This window comes from Rhodococcus sp. G6(2025) (assembly GCF_058628105.1).
Map to the genome: position 1 here is coordinate 862,721 of NZ_CP179750.1, position 21,256 is coordinate 883,976.

Sequence of the window (21,256 nt, forward strand, 5' to 3'; positions counted from 1 at the left end):
GGGGATGTGACGGCTGTGAGCGCGTTGTCGGCCGGGGCTGTGCCCCGATCGCGTCCTACTCGGGTCTGCGGCTTCCGTCACCGAGCAGCAGTTCGACGGTGAGTTCGAGGCGATTCGCGACATCGGTCGCGGACGAGCGGCGGGTGAGCCAGGCCACCAGGTTCGACAGCCACACGTCGGAGATGACGCGGGCGACCGCCAACTGGTCTTCGGTGGGCTCGGTGTCCGTCATCGCGCGGGCGAACAGGCGGTCCATCAGCTTGCCCACCTGATCGACCTCGGCGGCGGCAGACGCGTCGGCGAACATGAAGGCACGCGTCATGGCCTCGGTCAGCAGTGGGTCGCGCTGCATGGCCCGGGTGATCTGGCTGAGGATCAGCTGCATCCGCTCGAGCGGGTTCCGGCCCGGCGGGTTCTTTCCCCGCGAGTCGATCCGCTCGAACTCGCGGGCGAGCGCCGACACCAGCAGGTGCACCTTGGACGGGAAGTAGCGGTACAGCGTCCCCACGGCGACGTCGGCGCGTTCGGCGACGGCCCGCATCTGCACGGCTTCGTATCCGCCCTTGGAGGCCAGGGCCAGGGTCGCGTCGAGGATCCGCTTGCGCCGTTCCTTCTGCGCGTTGGAACTGAGATCGTCCTCGCCCAGCGTCGCCGCAGCGACCGTCGTGGACCGTGATCGAGAGCTGGTCGTCATTACCTGTTTTCCTTCGCGCCTTGACTCATGGCCAGGTGTCATATTAGAACACGTTCTAGACGAATGTGTCATTCAGGAGAGGCGGATACCCGTTGTGACAATCGCCACCACCGAAGAACAGAAGGCTGCAGCGGGTTCGATCCAGGCTTGGGCGCGGTCCACGGACCCGCTGGTCACAGTACGGCAAGGACCAGCAGATTCGTGGCGGACGTCGTGGCCGTCCTTCGCCTCGCTCGGAATTTTCTCGGTCGCCGTGCCCGACGAGGTCGGTGGGTCGGGAGCGGAGATCGTCGATCTCGCCGCGATGCTCGAACAGGCCGCGACCGAACTCGTCCCGGGTCCTGTTCTCTCGACCGCTCTCGCCGCTCTCATCGTCGGCCGAAGCTCCGGCGCCGCCGCGAAACGGTGGTCCGAGGAACTCGCGGACGGCGCGATGCCGTGCGCGGTGGCTCTCGGCAGCAACTCCCCGGTGAACGCGACGCTCGGGGCCGACGGCGGGCTGACGGTCACCGGCGACGCGGGCTTCGTGATCGGCGGTGACACGGGTGTGTCCGTGCTGCTTCCCGCCGACGCGGGCGACGGCGTCGTGTGGTGTCTGATCGACAGCGAAGCCGACGGCCTGGACATCACGGTCGCCGACACGATCGACAAGAGCCGACCTCTCGCGCGGGTGCGCTGCGAGGGTGTGGCGGTGGCGGCCGACCGCGTGGTCACCGGCGTGCGGGACGGGCTCGTGCCCGACCTCGCGGCGACTCTCGCCGCCGCGGAGGCATCCGGGATCGCGGCCTGGTGTCTGCGAACGGCGGTGGAGTACGCCAAGATTCGCGAGCAGTTCGGCAAACCGATCGGATCGTTCCAGGCGATCAAGCATCTGTGCGCGGAGATGCTGTGCCGCGTCGAACAAGCCGGTGCGGCGGCGTGGGATGCGGCCGTGGCGGCGGAGGACGCGTGGGACGCGGACGGCGGGGAGCTGCCGATCGCGGCCGCGGTCGCGGCGTCGCTCACGCTCGACGCCGCCGTCGAGACCGCCAAGGACTGCATCCAGGTGCTCGGCGGGATCGGCTTCACCTGGGAACACGACGCGCACTTCTACCTGCGCCGGGCGACGTCGCTGCGGCAGCTGCTCGGCGGCTCCGCCCGCTGGCGGGCGCGGGTCACCGAACTGACGCGCGCCGGTGCTCGCAGGCACCTGTCGATCGACCTGTCTGGGCTCGACGACGAACGGGCGCGGATCCGCGCCGAAATCGCCGAGCTGGTGGCGCGGCCGGAGTCGGAGCGACGCGCGGCCCTCGCGGAATCGGGCTACCTGGCCCCGCACTGGCCCGCACCCTACGGGCGGGGTGCGCGGGCCGCGGAACAGATCCTGATCGAGGAGGAGCTGGCGGCCGCCGGGATCGGCAGGCCCGACCTCGTGATCGGCTGGTGGGCCGTGCCCACGATCCTCGAGCACGGCAGCGCCGAGCAGATCGAGCGCTTCGCCACCCCGACGTTGCGCGGCGAGATCATCTGGTGCCAGCTGTTCAGCGAACCCGGCGCCGGCTCCGACCTGGCGGCGCTGCGGACGTCCGCGGAGAAGGTGGACGGCGGGTGGCGGCTGAACGGTCAGAAGGTCTGGACGTCGAGGGCGCAGGAAGCGGACTGGGCAATCTGCCTGGCCCGCACCGACCGGGACGCGCCCAAACACAAGGGCATCAGCTACTTCCTCGTCGACATGACGAGCCCCGGCATCACCATCTCGCCGCTGCGCGAGATCACCGGCGACGCCCTGTTCAACGAGGTGTATATCGAGGACGTGTTCGTACCGGACGAGCTGGTGGTCGGGAATCTCGGCGACGGCTGGAAGCTGGCCCGAACCACGTTGGCGAACGAGCGGGTCGCGATGGGCGGAGGCTCCTCGCTCGGTGCGGCGATGGAGGAACTGCTCGCGCTCGCGGGGGACGGCGACCCCGTGACCGAGGACAGGCTCGGGCATCTCATCGGCAATGCGCTCGTCGGCTCGCAGCTCGAACTGCGCACCACCCTCCGGCAGCTGGACGGTCAGGACCCCGGACCGGAATCGAGTGTCCGCAAGCTGGTCGGTGTCCGCCAGCGGCAGGCGGTCGCGGAATTCGCGATGGAACTCGGTGGCGTGGACGGATGGGTGGAGGGTCCGCTGGCGCGGGAGTTCCTCAACACACGTTGCCTGTCGATTGCGGGCGGAACGACGCAGATCCTGCTGACGGTCGCGGCCGAGCGGATTCTCGGGCTGCCGCGGGGCTGAGCCGCGTCGCGATGGACTTTCGCGAGGTCCGGGATGGTGATACAACTAGAACACGTTCTAAATTGAAAGTGGGATTGTCAGCGTGGACTTCACTCGAGACGAAACCCAGGAGGCCGTGGCCCAGGTCGCGGCCGGACTGCTGGCCCGCGACCTCGACGACGACGCCCTCTGGGCCGCGTTCGCCGACGCCGACCTGCTGACCCTCGCACTGCCGGAACGCCTCGGCGGTGAAGGGCTCTCGGTCACCGACGTCGGTGCGCTGCTCACCGAGGTCGGGCGGAAGGCGGCGCGGGTCCCGGCCCTCGCAACGCTCGGATTCGGTGTGCTGCCCATCGTCGCGCTGGGCGACGACGCCCAACAGGACGCACTGCTCACCGGCCTCGCCGACGGCCGCACGTTCACCGCGGCGCTCGCCGAACCCGGGGCGCAGTTCCCGGCACGGCCCTCGGTGACCGCGGTCGCGGACGGGGACGGCTACTCCGTCAACGGGCGCGTGCTCGCGGTTCCGTTCGCTGAGCGGGCACATCGGATTCTCGTGCCCACGGACACCGGGGTGGTGCTGGTGGATCCGGGCGCGGACGGCGTCACGCTCACGCCGACACCCTCGGCGTCGGGGAGCCCCGAATTCGCGATCACGTTCGACGGCGCGCGGGGTGAACTGCTCGCCGCCGGCGACGATGCGGTGCAGACGCTGTACCGCATCGCCCTGGCGTCGATCGGGGCGGTCGCGGACGGACTGCTTTCGGGCGCAACGGTTCTCGCAGGGGAGCACCTCGCGACGCGCCACCAGTTCGGTAAGCCGCTCGCCACGTTCCAGGCCGTGTCGCAGCAGATCGCCGACGTCTACGTCACGTCCCGCACGCTCCACGTGTCGGCGCTCGCGGCGTCGTGGCGGGTGTCCGAAGGCCTGGACGCCCAGGACGATCTGGACGTGATGGCGTACTGGATCGCCGCCGAAGTGCCTGCCGCCATGCAGGTTCTGCACCACTTGCACGGCGGGATCGGCGTCGACGTCACGTACCCGCTGCACCGTTATTACTCGACCGCCAAAGACCTGGCCCGCCTCGTGGGCGGCGCCTCGTACCGACTCGACCTCGTGGGGGCCCGGTGTTCATCGATCTGACCGACGAGCAGCGTGAGCTGCAAGCGGAACTCCGGCGCTACTTCTCCGGGCTGATCTCGCCGGCCGAGGCCGAGGTGATGCGCACGGAGCGCCACGGCAGCACCTACCGCGAGGTCATCCGCCGGATGGGCAAGGACGGCTGGCTCGGAGTGGGCTGGCCGGTGGAGTTCGGGGGCCGCGGCTTCGGTGAGATCGAGCAGCAGATCTTCGTCAACGAGGCGACCCGCGCCGACGTTCCGCTGCCCGCGGTCACGTTGCAGACGGTGGGTCCGACGCTGCAGAAGTACGGGACCGAGGAGCAGAAGCGCAAGTTCCTTCCCGCGATCCTGGCCGGCGAGGTGCACTTCGCGATCGGATACACCGAACCGGAAGCGGGCACCGACCTCGCGGCGCTGCGGACCACGGCCGTGCGCGTGGGTGACGAGTACGTCGTCAACGGGCAGAAGATCTTCACCACCGGCGGTCACGACGCCGACTACCTGTGGCTCGCCGTCCGGACGGGCTCGGCGGATTCGCGTCACCGCGGAATCTCCATCCTGATCATGGACACCAAGGACCCGGGCTACAGCTGGACGCCGATCATCACGTGCGACGGTGCGCATCACGTGAACGCCACCTACTACTCCGACGTCCGGGTTCCCGCGGACATGCTGGTCGGTGAGGAGAATCAGGGCTGGCGACTGATCACCACCCAGCTCAACCACGAACGCGTCATGCTCGGACCGGCCGGCCGGGTGGGCGGTCTCTACGACCGCATCCGCAACTGGGCCGTCGCGCACGACCTGCTCGACGAGCCGGACGTGCGGCGCGCGCTCGGCGAGATCCACGCGACGTTCCGGCTCAACGAACTACTCAACTGGCAGGTGGCGTCGAGTGAGGCGGACGCCGTCGACATCGCCGACGCGTCCGCGACGAAAGTGTTCGCCACCGAACGTATTCAGCGCATCGGCAGGCTCGTCGAGGAGATCGTCGGACGCTACGGCGACCCGTCCGAGCCGGAGACCGCCGACCTCATGAGGTGGCTCGACATGCAGGTGAAGCGCAACCTCGTCATCACGTTCGGTGGCGGTGTCAACGAGGTGATGCGTGAGCTGATCGCGACAGCCGGTCTGAAACTTCCCCGAGTCCCGCGATAGGAGCGCCGCGCGAAATGAGTTCCGAACAGATTCTCGCTGCCGCGGACGAGGTCCGGTCGGCGGGCCCGAGCGCTCCCCGCCCCGGGCGTGACCCGATCAATCTGCCGATGATCCGCAACTGGGTGGAGGCGATCGGCGACCGGAATCCGATCTACGTCGACGAGGCGGCGGCGCGGGCAGCGGGACACGACGGCATCGTGGCCCCGCCCGCGATGGCGCAGGTGTGGACGATGCAGGGGCTGAACGCCGTTCGGCAACCCGACGACCCACTCGGCCGCATGACGACGATCCTCGACGAGGCCGGGTTCACGTCCGTCGTCGCCACCAACTGCGATCAGATCTACCACCGCTACCTGAGGGTCGGTGAGGAGGTCACCATCACCACGACCCTCGAGGATCTCGTGGGTCCGAAGAAGACGGGCCTCGGTGAGGGGTGGTTCTTCACCACCCGCAGCCTGTGGCGGGTCGCCGGCGACGACGGCACCGGCGAGGTTGTCGCCGAGATGCTGTTCCGCATCCTGAAGTTCGCGCCCAAATCCGCTGAACCGGCGTCACAGTCGGCGAACGGTCAGGGGGCATCTTTCGACGATCTGGACCCCACGAAGCTGATGCGGCCCAGCGCCTCGCAGGACACCCAGTTCTTCTGGGACGGGGTGGCCGCGCACGAGTTGCGGATCCAGCAGCGTGAGGACGGATCGCTGCAGCACCCACCGGTGCCCGCGCTGTGGAAGGACAAGACGGAGACGACGGACTACGTCGTCGCGTCGGGCCGCGGCACCGTGTTCAGTTACGTGGTCCACCACGCGCCGAAGGTGCCGGGACGCTCGCTGCCGTTCGTGGTGGCGCTGGTCGAACTGGATGAAGGCGTCCGCATGCTCGGTGAGCTGCGCGGCGTCGACCCCGCCGAGGTGACGGTCGGGATGCCGGTGGAGGCGATCTACCTCGACTTCCCGGGCGACGACGAGACGGGCGGCACGCCGTGGACCCTGTACGCGTGGCAGCGCGGAGCGAAGGAGCAGTCATGACGTCCACACTCGATGTCGCGGTGGGAACGACGCTTCCGGAATTGACCGTGACCGGCGACCCGACGTTCGTCGTCTCGGCCGCATTGGCGACACGCGACTTCCAGGACGTCCACCACGACCGCGACCTGGCGCAGCAACGCGGGTCGAAGGACATCTTCGTCAACATCCTCACCGACACGGGTCTGGTGCAGCGGTTCGTCACCGACTGGGCGGGGCCGAACGCGGTGATCAAGTCGATCGCGTTGCGCCTCGGCGTTCCGTGGTACGCATACGACACCCTCACCCTGAGCGGCACGGTGGCGGCGATGGACGACGGCGTCGTCACGCTGGACGTCGTCGGGAAGAACGGTCTCGGCGACCACATCACGTCGAAGGTGACCCTCGTCCTGGACGGACGCACGAACGGAGCGGGTGCATGAGCGGGCTGTCGGGCAAGGCTGCCATCGCCGGTATCGGCGCCACGGACTTCTCGAAGAATTCGCGCCGCAGCGAATTGCGGCTGGCGGCAGAGGCGGTCACGGCGGCGCTCGACGATGCCGGGCTGACCCCCGCGGACGTCGACGGCCTGACGTCCTTCACGATGGACACCAACACCGAAGCGGCCGTGGCCCGTTCGGTCGGCATTCCGGACCTGAAGTTCTTCAGCCGCATCCACTACGGCGGGGGCGCGGCGTGCGCGACCGTGCAGCAGGCGGCGATGGCCGTGGCCACCGGTGTCGCCGACGTGGTGGTGGCGTACCGGGCGTTCAACGAGCGGTCGGGGATGCGGTTCGGGCAGGTGAACTCCGGTCTGGTGCAGCAGGTGAACTCGTCGGGTACCGACAACGCGTTCTCCTACCCGCACGGCCTGTCGACGCCCGCGGCGTTCGTCGCGATGGTCGCCCAGCGGTACATGCACGAATACGGCGCCACGAGCAAGGATTTCGGACGGGTCGCGGTCACCGACCGCAAGCACGCCGCCACCAATCCGAACGCCTTCTTCTACGGCAAGCCGATCACCCTCGAGGACCACCAGAACTCCCGATTCATCGCCGAGCCCCTGCACCTGCTCGACTGCTGCCAGGAGTCCGACGGCGGCATCGCGATCGTGGTCACGTCACCGGAGCGGGCGAAGGATCTGAAGCAGAAACCGGCCGTGATCGCCGCGGCGGCCCAGGGGAGCGGCAGCGACCAGTACATCATGACCAGCTACTACCGCCCGGAGCTCGCGGGACTGCCCGAGATGGAGCTGGTCGGCAGGCAGCTGTGGGATCAGGCCGGGCTCGGACCGCAGGACATGGATCTGGCCGTCCTCTACGACCACTTCACCCCATACGTATTGATGCAGCTCGAAGAACTCGGCTTCTGCGGCCGCGGCGAGGCCAAGGACTTCATCGCCGACGGTGCCATCGACCTCGACGGCAGTCTGCCGCTCAACACCCACGGAGGCCAGCTCGGCGAGGCCTACATCCACGGGATGAACGGCATCGCCGAGGGTGTGCGTCAGATCCGCGGCACGTCCGTGAATCAGGTCTCCGGCGTGCAGAACGTCCTCGTCACCGCCGGGACCGGTGTGCCTACGTCAGGGTTGGTGCTGACGGCCTGAGTCCGACCCGAGTCTGTCTGCGCGCAATGTGTTTCGCGACATACCCGGCATCCCTACCCACCCCGCCGGTGAGCATCGAGGCGAACGCCTGCAGGAACGGCAGCCCCACGAAATACAGTCCCGGATGGTCCGGCGACACTCCGCGGGACTGCTCGGGCCACCCGTCCGATCCGGTGACGGGGATCTGGATCCACGACGTGTCCTTGCGGAACCCGGTGCACCAGATGACGTTGCGGACGTCGAGTGCGGTGCCGTCGTCGAGGACCGGTCTGCCGTCGTGGACACCGGTGACCTTCGCGGGGAAGTGCTCCACCCCGGCGGCGGCCAGGTCGGCCCGTTTGACCCGCAGGAGTGGTCCGCCACCCGAACGGACGTGGGTGCGCATCTTTCGGCCGACGGGTGTGCGTTCCGTCAGAACGTGATTGGCCATGAACCACATGATCGGGATCGCGATGTGGGCGAGGCGCCCCTCGAGGTCGAACGGCACCTCCCCGCGGACGGGCCCGCAGATCGTGGTGCGATGCGAACGGGAGACTTCCAGTGCGATGTCCGCGCCGGAGTGGCTGCACCCGACCACCAGCACCGGCCCGTCCTGCAGTTGGGACGGATTGCGGTAGTCGCTCGAATGCAGTTGCCGGATCCGGGGGTCGAGGCGCTCGGCGAGGTCCGGGATGACCGGGGACTGCCACGTTCCGGAGGCGACGACGACGTTGTCGGCCTCGAATCGGTCCGTCCCGGCCGTGACGACGTAACGGTCGCCGGCACGGGACAGGTCGTCGACGGTGGTGCCGGTCCGGATCGGCAGTGCGAATCGCTGCGCGTACGCCTCGAAGTAGTCGGCGACCTCGTCCTTCCCGGGCCAGGACCAAGCCGGGGCGGGAATTCCCCAGCCTGGCAGGCCGTCGTACCGGGCGGGACTGTAGAGCCGAAGCGAGTCGAATCGCTCCCGCCACACGTCCCCGACGCGGTCGTGGGCGTCGAGGATCACGAATCGCTGCCCGCATCGTGTGAGGTGGTATCCGGTGGCGAGGCCGGCCTGTCCGGCGCCGATCACGATCGTGTCGAAGCGTTCTGTGGACATCGTCTGTCTTCTTCCCTCGGGTGATCGGTGGTCGTGCTCAACGCTATGACCGGGCCGATCTCGGCGCGTCGGGAGAATGGCGCAGATACGTACGACCGTATGGGTACTTTCATGTAGGTGGCCCGACGAGGCGATGCTCGTAGGCATAGGCCGTGGCCGCGGACCGCGACGAGATCCCCAGCTTGAGGAAGATGTTGCTCAGGTGCCGCGCGACCGTCTTCTCGCTGAGGAACAGTTCCGTCGCCACCGCCCGGTTGCTCTTGCCTGCCGCCACGAGGCGGAGCACGCACACTTCACGCGGAGTCAGGGGAGTGCTGACCGTCGGGTCGGGGCGGAACTCCGCCCGCAGTCGCTCGAGGTCCGGGACCGCACCCAGTTGCCGGTAGGTGGCGGACGCGAGGTCGTGCTCCATCTGCGCGGTGTCGTCGTCACCCAGGTCGCGGCACACCAGCGCGACCGACTCCCGGACCCGCGCACACTCGTAGGGCGCGCCGATGTCCTGCCAGCGCCGCCACGCGTCGCGCAGAACGGTCAGCGCGTCGCTACCCCGTCCTTCGGCGTGCAGCACCGACCCCGACGCCTGAGCGGACAGAGCACACAGGTAGGGGATCGCGAATCGTGTTGCGATCGAGTCGAGTTCGTCGGCTGCGGTGCGAGCCGCCGGGACGTCGCCGGCGGCGAGCAGGATGTCCACGCAGGCGGGCAGCAGCCGGGCGCGTTCCACTGCGCCGGTGGACTCGTCCACCGCGCAGCGGATCGAGGCGACCGCGCTGCCGACCCGCCCCTGCGCCATCCGCAGCAGCGCGAGTCCGGGCTGCGGCCGCCTGCCCCAGCGGTTCGCCTCCAGAAACAACTTCTCGGCCTGGGCGACCTCGCCGCGCAGGCGGTGGAGGTCGGCCATCACGTAGGCGGCGGACCCGGCCGCGGCATGCGAGGCGAGCCGCTCGTACGCCCGCCGCGCCGAATCCATCGCCGTGGGCCACTCGCCCTGCAGTTGCAGGATCTCGGCGCGGTGGACGAGGCACTGACCGCGGTAGGGGACGAGGTCGGGTTGCGAAGAGCACCACTCCTCCAGCGCCACAGTCCATTCCCGGGACCGGCGGAGATCGCACATGTTCTGGCACTGCTCGATCACGGCGCAGTACACGATCCCCGCCACCACCGGGGACACCTCGTCGGACGTCACCCCGACCATCGCCTCGTCGAACGCCGACACCGCGTTGGCAACGTCCCCCAGCAGGACGAGCGAATGGCCGGTGCCCAGCACCCCGAGCGTCGTCAGATCCGGGTCGGCGAACCGGGTGCCTGCCTCCGTGATCGCACGGAAGATGTCGTGGGCGGCCTTGCCGTCACCGGCGTCGATCCGTTGCAGTCCCTGCGGCACCAGCAGGTAGCCCCGCTCGGCGCAATCGACGCCCGCGGTGTCCAGCAGTCGCTGGGCCTTGCTCAGCCAGCCGCCACCGCGCGCCTGCTCGCCCCGCATGATCAGGACGAACGAGAGCCAGAACGCGCACCGCGCGGAGCGCACCGGCCGACCCGCGCGGGCCCACTCGTGCACCGCCCGTTCCCACCATTCGGTGCTGGCGTCGTCGTCACCGAGAAGGTAGGCGGCGGTGGCGACCAGTTCGAGGTCGTCACCGGACAGCGGGGTCTGCCGGTCGGCGCCCGACAGTCGTGCGTAGGTAGCGCGCCAGTCTCGTCGTTCGAAGGCCGCACGGCCCGTCCGGAGTTCCGACGTCGCGTCGGACATCACTGTCTCCTGCCGAAGATCTGCGCGCTGACCTGCTCGAATTTTCAGACTACCGCCGCACCGGGCCTGCCGGGAACGTCGAATATTCCTCGCAACCTGTCGGTGCCTCGAGTCACACTGGGTCCACACGCCAACGGATGGGAACTTCTGATGGTCGATGCGATAACGGCAGAGGGTCTGGTCAAGAAGTACGGCAAGGTCACGGCACTGGACGGGGTCGACCTCGCGGTCCCGTCGGGAACGGTGATGGCGCTGCTCGGCCCGAACGGCGCCGGCAAGACGACGGCGGTCCGGGTCTTCACCACGCTTCTCGTCCCGGACGCAGGCCGGGCGGAGGTGGCCGGTCTCGACGTCGTCCACGATGCGCGGGTGCTCCGATCCCGGATCGGCGCGTCGGGGCAGTATGCGGCGGTCGACGAGTACCTCACCGGTTTCGAGAACCTCGAGATGGTCGGGCGGCTCTACCACCTCGGGGGCAAACGCAGTAAGGCGCGCGCCCGTGAACTGCTCGAACAGTTCGATCTGGTCGAGGCGGGAGATCGTCCCGTGAAGGGCTACTCGGGTGGCATGCGCCGGCGTCTCGATCTCGCGGGAGCGCTCGTGGCCGAGCCGGAAGTGTTGTTCCTGGACGAACCGACCACCGGGCTCGACCCCCGCGCCCGGCTGGCTCTCTGGGACGTCATCGACAATCTCGTCGCCAGGGGCACCACGCTGCTCCTGACCACCCAGTACATGGAAGAGGCCGAGCGCCTCGCCGACCAGATCGCGGTGATCGACCACGGTTCGGTCATCGCCCGCGGAACCGCCGACGAATTGAAGGACCGTGTGGGCGGTGAGCGCATCGAGCTGAGCGTCCGGGAGGGCTTCGAGCTCTCCGTCGTGCGCGACGAACTGGCCCCGCTCGCCGCAGGCGACATTCTGGTCGAAGAAAACGTCCGCCGGGTGACGGTGCCGGTGACCGGCGGTGCGGACGCCCTCGTCGAGGCGCTGGGCCGCCTTTCCAATCGAGGAGTGAAGGTGTTCGACGTAGGCCTGCGCAGACCGACCCTGGACGACGTCTTCCTCACCCTGACCGGACACGAAGCCGAAGAGGAGCACGTCTCATGAGCGCCCCACAGACGGCGTCCGTACACACCGCGCTCGCGGACGGGCTCACGATCGCCAAGCGCAACATGATCAAGATCAAGCGCGTCCCCGACCTCATCGTGTTCACCACGTTGTCGCCGATCATGTTCGTGCTGCTGTTCGCGTACGTGTTCGGTAGTGCCATTCAGGTTCCCGGGATGTCCTACCGGGAGTTCCTGATCGCCGGGATCTTCACGCAAACAGTCATCTTCGGGGCCACGTGGACGGGTCTCGGGATGGTCGAGGATCTGCAGAAGGGGATCATCGACCGGTTCCGGTCGCTGCCGATGGCCCCGTCCGCCGTCCTCCTCGGCCGCACCTCCACCGACGTCCTGATCAACATCGTCAGCCTCATCGTGATGTCACTGACGGGTCTGATCATCGGGTGGCGCATCCACTCGAGTCTCGGCGAAGCGCTGCTCGGCTACCTGCTCCTGCTGTTGTTCGCCTACGCGCTGTCGTGGGTGATGGCGGTGGTCGGCCTGTGGATCCGGACACCGGAGGTGTTCAACAACGCCAGCTTCATCGTCATCTTTCCGCTCTCGTTCATCGCGAACACGTTCGTCGAGACCACCAACCTGCCCGGTCCGCTGAAGGTGATCGCGGAGTGGAATCCGGTGTCCGCGGTGACGCAGGCCGTGCGGGAACTGTTCGGAAACACCAACCCGGACATGACCGTTCCCGACGCGTGGCCGTTGCAGCACCCGATCATCGCCTCACTGGCATGGTCGGCGGTGCTGCTGGTGATCTTCGTGCCGTTCGCGATCCGGCGCTACAAGAAGGCCGTCAGCCGCTGAGGGCGACGGTCACCGCCCCGCGGCAGGGATCACCCCCAACTGCTGGAGCATGGCGAGGACGTCCTTGTCCGACCACTTCTCCGCAATCCGCCCGTTTTCGATGCGGTGGATGACGGTGGCGGTCATTTCCATGCGGTTCCCCGTCGCGGGAATTCCGGGCAGATCACCCGTCTGCGTTCCGGCGCACAGCAGCCGGGTGACGACCTTGTCGCCCTCGGCCACCTGATCCTCGATCAGGTGCGTCCCCGGTGTGGCCTCCCAGAACAACCGGAACACCTGTTTCAGTCCCTCGCGCCCCGGTGCTTCGAGGCCGGGAAACGGCGGCGGTGAATGGTCGAGGTAATTCTCGTCGACGAGTTCGTCCAGTGCGTCGATGTTGCCTGCGTCGATCTCGGTGTAGAAACGCCGGATCAATTCCTTGTTCGTTTCCAGTGACATGACTCCATTGTCTGCCGATCACGTCGCGGCGTATACCCACCTCCGCCGGGCCAACGGGACGCTCGTTGCGTCAGATCGAACGAGCGTCCCGTTCGTCCAGAGGGCTAGGGGAGTTCGCGCGGTGAATCGACGTCGCATCCCGACCCCAGGTCGGAGCAGTCGACCGTCTCGGCGCCGTGTGCCCCGAGGTACGTGCGTGCACCGGAGTCGCCGGTGAGGCTGCGCCGCAACGGGAGCCAGTGGTCCCGGCCGATCAGCACGGGGTGGCCCGGACGGCCGGCGTAGTGAGCCTGACGCAGCGACGCTCGGGCGTCGCCGGGCGGCACCGACGCCACCCGCCGGATTGCGTCGGCGCCGAGGTCGGGGAGGTCGACGAGGGTGATGACGACGGCATCGACGTCGTCGAACGTTGCCGCGACCTCCAGCCCCCGGCGCAGGGAGGCGGACAGCCCCGACTGCCAGTCCTCCGCGATCCCGACGGTGACGGGGACACCGCCCGGCAGTAGGTCCTCGGCCTCCTCGGCGCGGGCACCGAGCACCACGACGGTGGGCTCACATCCCGCCTCCGACAGCACTCGCACTCCGCGCGCGAGCCACGGTTCTCCGTCCGCGCCGACGACGAGAGCCTTGGGCATGCCCATGCGCGAACCGGCCCCGGCGGCGAGCAGCACGCCCCCGATCGTCATCGTGGTCTCACCGGTCCGCGCTGCATGCGTTCAACATACTTTTCCTCGGCGAAGTTCGCGTCGACGCGCTGGTAGAGGTAGTCCTCGGCGGTGATGCCGGGGTACTTGCCCGCCGGCCCGGCGATGACGACGTCGCGGTCGATCCATGCTTCGCTCCCACGTCGCGAACTGCACCGTAGACTGGCCGGTGGCCTCGACACGCCAACAGTCGGAACGGACGGACACATGGTGGATCCGAACAGAGTCGGCGAACCTTCCCGGCAGGAGTTCGCGCAGCAGTGGGGCGGCTCCGGCAGCGTCGTCGACCTCGACGGTCCCGTCCACTGGGTCGAATACGGTGCCGACACCGGATCTCCTCCCGTGGTGATGGTTCACGGACTCGGCGGCTCGCATCTCAACTGGGTCCGGATCGCACCGGTCCTTGCGGAGCGCACCCGGGTGCTGACCGTGGATCTCCCCGGCTTCGGGCTCAGTCCGTCCGGGCGCCGCCGGACGGGGGTGGGCGCCAATGCGAAGGTGCTGCATCGCTTCCTCCGTGACGTCGTCGGCGGTCCCGTGATCCTGATGGGCAACTCGATGGGCGGCATGATCTCGCTGTTCGAGACGGCGGCGCACCCCGAGATGGTCTCGGCGCTGGTTCTCGTCGATCCCGCACTGCCTGTCGCGCAACGGATCCCGGACCCGCGGATCGCCGCGCAGTTCGCGATGTACTTCACGCCGTTCGTGGGGGAGCGGTTCCTGCAGTACTCGAGCAGGAAGTTGACGGACCGGCAGTTGGTCCAGCGGATGATCGACCTGTGCTTCGCCGAGCCGAGCCGGGCATCGGAAGATTCCCTCGACGCCGCAGCGGCTCTCGCGGGATACCGGCGCGGGCTGCCGTCCGAGGATGCGGCGTTCCTTCAGGCCAGCCGGTCCCTCATGCGGGTCCTGGCTCGCCCGCGCCGATACCTCGACACCATGCGGTCGATCGCACAACCCGTTCTCCTGCTCCACGGCGACCGCGACCGACTGGTCCCGGTCGCGGCCGCCCGCAAGGTGGCAACGGCAAACCCGCGGTGGGACAGCGTGATTCTCGGCAACGTGGGGCACACCCCGCAGCTCGAGGTTCCCGACACGATGCTCGACCACGTGCTCACGTGGGTGGACCGGCACGGACTGATCGACGCCTAGGTTTCGGCCGATCCACGGGACCCGGCGATCGACTGGGCGAGCGCGCGGAACAGGTGAGTGAGTTCGGGTCTCGTCGCCGTTCCGCTCCGGACGACCCCGCACACCGGGATGCGCAGTCGGTCGTCCGCCTCGCGCAGGAAGCTCAGCCCGCGGCGGGGAGTCGCATCGGCGGTGTCCGCGTACAGCACCGTCCACGACCGCGGGGTCGTCAGCACGTCGAGGGTGGCGGTGTGGTCGCTGGGGATCGACGGTCCGAGCATGACCCGCTGCCCGACCTGCCGGAACGCGTCCTCGACCACGGTGTGGATCAGGATCTGACTGCTGCGTGGCGGTAGCAGTAGGGGGTACGGCGCCAGTTCGCTCAGGTCGACGGTCGAGACCCCCGCCAACGGGTGTTTGCTCGATGTGACGATCACCAGGTCTTCGAGCCCGAATTCCACGGTTTCGAGCCCCGGCCGGTCGACGCCGCCGCGAATGAGCGCGAGATCGGCGTCCCCCGACGCGACGGCGGTCATCCGGTCGGTGAAGTCCTTGATGACGAATTCGATGTCGAGCTGTGGGAAGTCCTCGCGGACAGCTGATATCGCCTCGAGGCTCTGTGTCGCGAAGCTCATGCTCGCGCTGATGCGGAGCCGGTTGCGGGGATCGAGTCCCACCGACAGCGCGCGGGCCTCGAGGCCCATCATCTCGGCCGCGATGGGCATCAGCCGTTCGCCGGCCGCGGTCAGCCGCGTGGCGCGCGTCGACCGCTCCAGGAGGGTGGTGCCCAACTCGTGTTCGAGCTTCGCGATCTGGTGGCTGATCGCGGACTGGGAGATGAAGCAGCGTTGCGCCGCGCGCGAGAAACTGCCCTCCTCGCCGACCGCGAGGAAGTAGCGAAGCTGTCTGAACTCCATGACCTGAGGTTACGTCCTTCCGTGAAGACTTATGAGCAATCGAGATAACACAATTTCGATTTCCCCAGCTTACTGGCGATTAACAATGGTCGATCCCTAATGTGGAGCTCATACGCGGCGCTAAGTAGACGCCAGAAGCAGTAGGAGGTTTTCGGTGGATCGCACACAGGTCGTCATCGTGGGATCGGGGTTCGGCGCCCTCGCGGCGGCGAAGAAGCTCGGCAAGGCAGGCACGCCTTTCGTGCTGATTTCCGAGACCACCGAGCATCTGTTCCAGCCCCTTCTGTACCAGGTGGCCACCGGTGTCATCTCGCCCGGCGAGATCGCCCCGTCCATCCGCGCGATCCTCGCGAAGTACCCCAGCGGTGACGTCCGGCTCGGCCGCGTCGTCGACGTCGACCCGGACAAGAAGCAGGTCGTCTACGAGGCCGGCGGGGTGAGCCACACGATCGGTTACGACAGCCTGATCGCCGCGACCGGCGCCCGGCAGGCCTACTTCGGCCACGACGAGTTCGCCGAGGTCACGTACGCGCTCAAGACCGTCGCCGACGCCGACCGGCTGCGCAGGCAGATCGTCCGCTGCTTCGAGGAGGCGCACACTACCTCGGACCCGGAGCGTCGCCGCGACCTGCTGCACTTCATCGTGATCGGTGCCGGTCCGACCGGTGTCGAACTGGCAGGTCAGATCAAGGAACTGGCGGGCCGCTACTTCGAGAAGTCGCTCCGCGACATCACGTCCGAAGACGTCACCGTCACCCTCGTCGAGGGTGCGGGGGAGACGCTGCCCGTGTTCGGCGGCAAGCTCAGCAAGTACACCCAGGATTCGCTCGAACGGGCCGGAGTCGAGGTGGTGCTGGGCACGATGGTGACCGACATCGACGAACACGGCGCCACCCTGTCGTCGCCGAGCACCGGCTTCGAGAAGCGCCTCACGGCGGACACCATCATCTGGTCGGCAGGCATCCAGGCCAACGACTTCGCAGCGGTGCTCGCGGACCGAACCGGCTGCGAGACCGGCCGCGGCGGCCGTCTCCTGGTCGACGAGGACCTCACGGTGGGTCGCTACGACGACATCTACGCGATCGGCGACATGGCGTCGCTGAACAATCTGCCCGCACAGTCGCCGTTCGCGATGCAGGGTGGACGGCACGTCGCGGCCATCATCACCGGGAAACGCGCCCTCGGAACGCCGTTCACGTACCGCGACAAGGGCAGCATGGCGATCATCAACCGGTTCCGTGCGATCACCCGCGTCGGCAAGATCGAGCTGACCGGTGTGCTCGCCTGGTTCCTGTGGCTCGCCGTGCACCTCGTCTACCTGGTCGGATTCCGCAACCGGTACGTCGCGGTGATGTCGTGGTGCGGTTCGTTCCTCGGACACCGCCGCCCGCACTTCCACTACGCCCAGGAAATCGAACCTGCCGAGCTGCGCGACCAGCGAGAGGATGCCGCAGCCTAACCTGGGTCCATGACCGTCACCAGCGCTGGAGTGCTCCTGTATCGCACCGACGATGCGGGGGTGCTCCAGTTGTGGATCGTGCACATGGGTGGCCCGTTCTGGGCGCGTAAGGACGAGGCCGCGTGGTCGATCCCCAAGGGTGAGTACGTCGAGGGCGAGGACCCCTACAAGGCCGCGCTGCGTGAGTTCGAGGAAGAGATCGGCGCGCCGCCGCCGGCCGTCGAGTACGAGCTGCTCGGCGAATTCCGGCAGCCCTCACGCAAGCTGATCACCGTCTACGCGGCCGAGGTGAGCGAGGACGTCACGTTCGTGAAGAGCAACACGTTCGAACTGGAGTGGCCGCCGCGGTCGGGGAAGCGTCAACAGTTCCCCGAGGTCGACGACGCCCGCTGGTTCCCGGCGAGCGTCGCCGAGACGAAACTGGTCAAGGGGCAGCGTCCGCTCATTGGAGCGCTGCATATGCGGCTTCGCCGCCCGTGAGTACTTATTAACCGCGGGACGTTAATAAGTACTCACGGGCGCGGGAGCGCACGCCAGACGGCGGCGGGGGTCATCGGGATCCGCCGAAGCCGGGCGCCGGTGGCGTCCGCGATCGCATTGGCCAGGGCGGGGGCGACCGGGTTGTACGGTGACTCGCTCATCGACTTGGCGCCGTGCGGGCCCAGTTCGTCGTAGGTGTCCGCGAAGTAGACCTCGGTGTCCGGCACGTCCACGAGCTGCGGAAGGTGATAATTCCGGAGCTGCGGGTTGAGCACGGTCCCGGCGCCGTCGAGCAGGATCTCCTCGTACAGTGCGCTGCCGATCGCCTGCGCGACACCGCCCTCGACCTGCCCGCGGCACTGCTGCGGGTTGATGACCGTGCCGGCATCCGCCGCCTGGACGGACTGCAGGAGCCGGACCTCCCCGGTGACGGTGTCGACCGCCACCCGGAACGCGTGCACGTTGAACACCACCGAACGGGGGGTGCCGTCGTGCCTGCCCTCGGCGCGGATCGGTCCCTCGGGCACCAGCTTGTCGAGTTCGACGACCCGCCCGGCGACCTCGACCGCGTCGGGTGTCAGCGCGCAGTCGGCGTCCTCGGCGGCACCCGCCACGCGGCGAGCGACCTCGAACAGCTGTTCCCGCAACCGGGTTCCCGCAAGATGCACCGCCTTCCCGGCGACCACCGTGCCCGCCGAACCGAACGCGCCGGTGTCGTGCCCGGCGACGTCGGTGTCGGATTGCAGCACGGTGATCCGGTCGGCGGTGGTGCCCAACGCGGACGCGGCGAGCTGGGCGTGGACGGTGGTGGTGCCGTTGCCGAACTCCGCGGTGCCCACCCGAAGTTCGTACCGGCCGCCCTCGACGAGGGTGCAGGACACGTCCGCGAAGTGCCCCCGCGGCGGAATGGTCGCGATCATCGACGCCGCCATGCCCTCACCGACCCGCCACTGCGGGCCGTCCGGCGGGGGCACGTCGTTGCCGCGGCGCAGTGCGGCCTCCGCCAGGTCGAGGCATTGGTCGAGTCCGTAACTGCCGTACGTGAGGTCGCCGCGCTCCACCTCGGCATCGACGAAGTCGTCACCCGGGACGACCACGTTGCGGCGGCGCAGTTCGAACGGATCGACGCCCAGCTGCGTCGCCAGCTGATCGAGCGCGGACTCCACCGCGAAGATGACCTGGCCCAGACCGTAGCCGCGGAACGCCCCGGACGGCAGGTTGTTGGTGTAGACGGCCTGGGCGTCCACCCGCTTGTTCGGCGATCGATACAGCGCAACGGATTCGCTGCAGCCGTGGAACATCACGCCCACCGAATGATTGCCGTACGCACCGGCGTCCGAGAGCACGTCGACGGCGAGCGCCGTCAGCTTTCCGTCGCCGTCGGCCCCGACCTTCACCGACACGCGCATGGGATGCCGGCACGGGGCGATAGTGAACTGGTCGGAGCGGGTGAACTCGTACTGCACCGGTCTGCCGGTGCGCAGAACGGCGAGGGCGACGAGATCCTCGACCAGCATTTCCTGTTTGGCGCCGAAGCCGCCCCCGATGCGGGCGGTGAACACCCGGACCTGTGAGCGGTCGAGCGAGAACAGGTGGGCGAGTTCGTCGCGGACGAGGAAGGGCACCTGGGTGCTGCTGCGGAGGGTGAGCCGCCCGTCGGAGTCGAGCCAGCCGATGGCCGAGTGGGTTTCGAGATGCGCGTGCTGCACGCGTTGCGTCTGCCACGTGCCCTCCACCACGGCGCCCGTGTCCCGCGCCGCCGCGAGCCCGGCGGCGAGGTCGCCGACTTCGCCGTGGACCTCGGCCACCAGGTTCCGGGCCGGGTCCGCGATCCGGGCATCGGCGCCCTTGTCGCCGTGCAGCACGGGGGCGCCGGGGCGGCGTGCCAGGTCGGGATCGAAGACCGGTTCCAATACTTCGTACTCCACGTCGATCAATTCCACTGCGCGCCGGGCGATGTCGACGGAGTCGGCGACGACGGCCGCGACCCGTTGCCCCCGGAACCGGAGGATGGTGTCGAACACGTAGGTGTCGTCGGGGTCGTCGGTGCGGAACTCGTGGCGGGCCGTGGAGAAGGCGACGTCGGGACTGTCGCGGTGGGTGAGCACCGCGTGGACGCCGGGCAGCCTCTCCGCGGCGGACGTGTCGAGTCGGGTGATGCGGGCGTGCGCATGCGGGCTGCCGAGGATCTGGATGTGCGTCAGGCCCTCGACGGCCAGATCCAGTGTGAAGGGCTCGGCGCCGCACACCACCCGGGCGGCGGCGGGCGCGGGAATGGAGCGGCCGAACGACTCACCGGCACTGTCCGATTCGGTGGTGCACACGCCGCCGACGGCGTCGCGAATGGCGCGATAGCCGGTGCAGCGGCACAGATTCCCCTTCAGTGAGCGCGGCAGGTCGGCGCGTTGGCTGGAGTCCAGCGCGGACGCGGTCACCACCATCCCGGGGGTGCAGAACCCGCACTGGAAGCCGGCCGCGTCGACGAACCGCTGCTGCACGGGGTGGAGTCGATCGGGACTGCCGAGACCGGCCGCGGTCGTCACCTCGCGGTTCTCGGCGCGGTGCGCCGGCACCACACACGAGTGCACCGGGGCGCCGTCGAGCAGTACGGAACAGGCGCCGCAATCGCCGGCGTCGCAGCCCTTCTTGACCGCGAACCGCTGCTGCTCCCGCAGGAAGGTGCGCAGGCACTGACCAGGCCGTGGGTCTGCATCCACCGACTGTCCGTCGACCGTCAACTTCATTCCAGCTCCCTCCTGATCTCCTCGGCGAGGACTCCCGTGACGTGCCGACGCCAGTCTGCGGCGCCGTGCGCGTCGGTCAGGTAGTCGTCGGGGGAGATCCGTTCCGACAGAGACTCGCTCAACACGTCGGGACCGGGAACGGTGGGGAAGCGGAGGACGAACGGGCGGACGGTCGACGCGGTGACGGTCAACGCGAAACCGTCCACGTCGACCCGTCCGGCCAGCAGGGCGCCGGACCGTCCGAGCGGCGAGTACGCGATCTTGCGCAGCGACGTGCGGCCCCGCAACGCGGCGGCGGGGAGGTGGATGCTGCGGATCAGGTCACCGGCTCCGAGCACCGTGTGACCGGCATCGGTGACGAACCGGTCGACCGGAACCCGGCGTTCACCCCCGTCGGCGGTCCAGATCAGGAGTTCGGCGTCGAGGGCGCAACACAGGGTGATCATCGCCCCGGCCGGGAGCGCCAGCGCCAGGTTGCCGCCGACGGTCGCGGTGTGCCAGATCTTCCACGACGCGACCAGGGACTCGGCGCACGGCCGGAACAGGCTCGCCGCCGTCCACTCCGCGGGAAGCGGTGCGTTGCAGAGGGTCTCGATGGTGCACGTCGCGGCGAGCTCGAGTCCGTCGTCGTGGACGGTGATCGCAGGCCAGTCGAGGGTGGTCAGGTCCACCAGCCGGGTGACCGTCGGCTGCGGTTCCGAGTACAGCCAGGTGCCGCCCGCCAGGAATGCCGTTCCGGGTTCCGGGGCGGGTAGGTCGTCACGGCTGCGCGGGGCCGAGAGTTCCGTCACGAACGACAGATCCATC

At 68.5% G+C, this 21,256-nt stretch carries 19 protein-coding genes; 11 read left to right on the forward strand and 8 right to left on the reverse strand.

Going from position 1 to position 21,256, the window contains the following annotated elements:
• Positions 1-55: 55 nt before the first annotated feature.
• A complete protein-coding gene (gene kstR / locus ACLIVD_RS04170) occupies positions 56-694 on the reverse strand; it encodes a cholesterol catabolism transcriptional regulator KstR (RefSeq protein WP_005566090.1) in 639 nt (212 codons plus the stop codon).
• Positions 695-788: 94 nt separating this feature from the next.
• On the opposite strand from kstR, the gene ACLIVD_RS04175 reads away from it, so the two are divergent.
• The 6 genes from ACLIVD_RS04175 to ACLIVD_RS04200 all read left to right on the forward strand — a co-directional run bounded on the left by ACLIVD_RS04175 (position 789) and on the right by ACLIVD_RS04200 (position 7,823).
• Positions 789-2,954 carry an acyl-CoA dehydrogenase family protein gene (locus tag ACLIVD_RS04175; protein WP_491931988.1) on the forward strand — a complete coding sequence of 722 codons (2,166 nt, stop codon included), beginning with the start codon at positions 789-791 and terminating at the stop codon, positions 2,952-2,954.
• 82 nt (positions 2,955-3,036) lie between these two features.
• Positions 3,037-4,077, forward strand: coding sequence for an acyl-CoA dehydrogenase family protein (locus ACLIVD_RS04180; protein WP_491931989.1), 1,041 nt, complete (start codon positions 3,037-3,039; stop codon positions 4,075-4,077).
• The gene (locus ACLIVD_RS04185) at positions 4,062-5,213 is read left to right on the forward strand and encodes an acyl-CoA dehydrogenase family protein (protein ID WP_280779066.1); all 1,152 of its coding nucleotides are present in this window, start codon (positions 4,062-4,064) and stop codon (positions 5,211-5,213) included. The genes ACLIVD_RS04180 and ACLIVD_RS04185 overlap by 16 nt, the downstream gene beginning before the upstream one ends.
• Before the next feature lie 14 nt (positions 5,214-5,227).
• Complete coding sequence (locus tag ACLIVD_RS04190; protein WP_491931990.1) at positions 5,228-6,238, forward strand: bifunctional MaoC family dehydratase N-terminal/OB-fold nucleic acid binding domain-containing protein; 1,011 nt, start codon at positions 5,228-5,230, stop codon at positions 6,236-6,238.
• Complete coding sequence (locus ACLIVD_RS04195) at positions 6,235-6,657, forward strand: MaoC family dehydratase (protein WP_280779064.1); 423 nt, start codon at positions 6,235-6,237, stop codon at positions 6,655-6,657. The genes ACLIVD_RS04190 and ACLIVD_RS04195 overlap by 4 nt, the downstream gene beginning before the upstream one ends.
• Positions 6,654-7,823 carry a lipid-transfer protein gene (locus ACLIVD_RS04200; protein WP_491931991.1) on the forward strand — a complete coding sequence of 390 codons (1,170 nt, stop codon included), beginning with the start codon at positions 6,654-6,656 and terminating at the stop codon, positions 7,821-7,823. Before ACLIVD_RS04195 ends, ACLIVD_RS04200 begins: the two co-directional genes overlap by 4 nt.
• On the opposite strand, the gene ACLIVD_RS04205 is transcribed toward ACLIVD_RS04200, so the two are convergent.
• Together ACLIVD_RS04205 and ACLIVD_RS04210 are read right to left on the reverse strand one after the other, a co-directional pair.
• Positions 7,795-8,904 carry a flavin-containing monooxygenase gene (locus ACLIVD_RS04205; RefSeq protein ID WP_491931992.1) on the reverse strand — a complete coding sequence of 370 codons (1,110 nt, stop codon included), beginning with the start codon at positions 8,902-8,904 and terminating at the stop codon, positions 7,795-7,797. The two genes, ACLIVD_RS04200 and ACLIVD_RS04205, sit on opposite strands and share 29 nt — an antisense overlap.
• A 109-nt stretch (positions 8,905-9,013) precedes the next feature.
• A complete protein-coding gene (locus ACLIVD_RS04210; protein ID WP_491931993.1) occupies positions 9,014-10,654 on the reverse strand; it encodes a helix-turn-helix transcriptional regulator in 1,641 nt (546 codons plus the stop codon).
• Between the two features lie 150 nt (positions 10,655-10,804).
• On the opposite strand from ACLIVD_RS04210, the gene ACLIVD_RS04215 reads away from it, so the two are divergent.
• Together ACLIVD_RS04215 and ACLIVD_RS04220 are read left to right on the forward strand one after the other, a co-directional pair.
• Positions 10,805-11,761, forward strand: coding sequence for an ATP-binding cassette domain-containing protein (locus tag ACLIVD_RS04215; RefSeq protein WP_491931994.1), 957 nt, complete (start codon positions 10,805-10,807; stop codon positions 11,759-11,761).
• Positions 11,758-12,576: an ABC transporter permease gene (locus tag ACLIVD_RS04220; protein ID WP_105420896.1), complete on the forward strand. Its 819-nt coding sequence runs from the start codon at positions 11,758-11,760 to the stop codon at positions 12,574-12,576. Before ACLIVD_RS04215 ends, ACLIVD_RS04220 begins: the two co-directional genes overlap by 4 nt.
• Positions 12,577-12,585: 9 nt before the next feature.
• Here the strand turns inward: ACLIVD_RS04220 and ACLIVD_RS04225 are convergent, their stop codons facing one another.
• A complete protein-coding gene (locus ACLIVD_RS04225) occupies positions 12,586-13,014 on the reverse strand; it encodes an ester cyclase (RefSeq protein ID WP_280779060.1) in 429 nt (142 codons plus the stop codon).
• 104 nt (positions 13,015-13,118) lie between these two features.
• Complete coding sequence (locus ACLIVD_RS04230; protein WP_491931995.1) at positions 13,119-13,700, reverse strand: nucleotidyltransferase family protein; 582 nt, start codon at positions 13,698-13,700, stop codon at positions 13,119-13,121.
• 225 nt (positions 13,701-13,925) lie between these two features.
• Here ACLIVD_RS04230 and ACLIVD_RS04235 point away from each other — a divergent pair, with 225 nt between their 5' ends.
• On the forward strand, positions 13,926-14,870 hold the full coding sequence (locus tag ACLIVD_RS04235) for an alpha/beta fold hydrolase (protein WP_280779057.1): 945 nt from the start codon (positions 13,926-13,928) through the stop codon (positions 14,868-14,870).
• Here the strand turns inward: ACLIVD_RS04235 and ACLIVD_RS04240 are convergent.
• Positions 14,867-15,766: a LysR family transcriptional regulator gene (locus tag ACLIVD_RS04240; RefSeq protein WP_491931996.1), complete on the reverse strand. Its 900-nt coding sequence runs from the start codon at positions 15,764-15,766 to the stop codon at positions 14,867-14,869. The two genes, ACLIVD_RS04235 and ACLIVD_RS04240, sit on opposite strands and share 4 nt — an antisense overlap.
• A 154-nt stretch (positions 15,767-15,920) precedes the next feature.
• Between ACLIVD_RS04240 and ACLIVD_RS04245 the strand changes: the two genes are divergently transcribed.
• Both ACLIVD_RS04245 and ACLIVD_RS04250 read left to right on the forward strand, forming a co-directional pair.
• Positions 15,921-17,225, forward strand: a complete 1,305-nt coding sequence (locus tag ACLIVD_RS04245) for an NAD(P)/FAD-dependent oxidoreductase (RefSeq protein ID WP_283334915.1) — start codon at positions 15,921-15,923, stop codon at positions 17,223-17,225.
• 9 nt (positions 17,226-17,234) lie between these two features.
• Entirely contained in the window at positions 17,235-17,705 is a 471-nt protein-coding gene (locus ACLIVD_RS04250; RefSeq protein WP_317570801.1) for an NUDIX hydrolase, read from the forward strand.
• A gap of 32 nt (positions 17,706-17,737) precedes the next feature.
• Here ACLIVD_RS04250 and ACLIVD_RS04255 read toward each other — a convergent pair whose 3' ends face one another.
• The gene (locus ACLIVD_RS04255) at positions 17,738-20,449 is read right to left on the reverse strand and encodes a molybdopterin-dependent oxidoreductase (protein WP_491931997.1); all 2,712 of its coding nucleotides are present in this window, start codon (positions 20,447-20,449) and stop codon (positions 17,738-17,740) included.
• The gene (locus tag ACLIVD_RS04260) at positions 20,446-21,255 is read right to left on the reverse strand and encodes an FAD binding domain-containing protein (RefSeq protein ID WP_491931998.1); all 810 of its coding nucleotides are present in this window, start codon (positions 21,253-21,255) and stop codon (positions 20,446-20,448) included. The genes ACLIVD_RS04255 and ACLIVD_RS04260 overlap by 4 nt, the downstream gene beginning before the upstream one ends.
• Between the last annotated feature and the right edge of the window lies 1 nt (position 21,256).